Origin of the sequence: Arcobacter sp. F155 (assembly GCF_004116455.1) — a bacterium.
Taxonomy (GTDB): domain Bacteria; phylum Campylobacterota; class Campylobacteria; order Campylobacterales; family Arcobacteraceae; genus Halarcobacter.
Genome location: NZ_PDJU01000043.1, coordinates 1 through 435, shown reverse-complemented (window position 1 = coordinate 435; position 435 = coordinate 1). Strand labels below are relative to the sequence as shown.

The 435-nt window shown below is 30.1% G+C and carries 1 protein-coding gene; it reads right to left on the bottom strand.

Annotated features, from left to right (window positions below; translation table 11 throughout):
- Positions 1 to 177: 177 nt before the first annotated feature.
- Positions 178 to 435, bottom strand: a 258-nt coding sequence (locus CRV03_RS14005; RefSeq protein ID WP_258239113.1) for a carbohydrate-binding protein, incomplete at its 5' end; no start/stop codon positions are given.

Below are 435 nucleotides of genomic sequence, written 5' to 3'. Positions count from 1 at the left end.
TATAATAACTTTATTAAATCTTTGCTTTGTTTTCTGACTAATCACTAATCTACATCCTTTTCTAATTTTTATTATTGAATACTAACGTAGTAGAGAAATCTATCAAAATTCAAACAACATCCAGTAATTCTTTAAAATACTGGATGTTGTTCTATCTTTACATCTGATTCTTACATATTAATTGATTGTAATTGCTTTCCATAACGATAGTGCAAATATCCAATTCGGGTCACCATTTCCTTGATGATTTTGAACAGCTTCATACACTGTCCCTTGATGTTCTACTTTATCCCCCTTTGTATATGCCTTCTTTGGATCCCATTTTTCATAAGATACATTTTGATCTTTGGTTTTTACAAGAAGAATTTCACTTTGGATTGATGTATTTCCAGCTGCATCTACAGCCTTCACTGCATATTTATATTCCTTATTAAC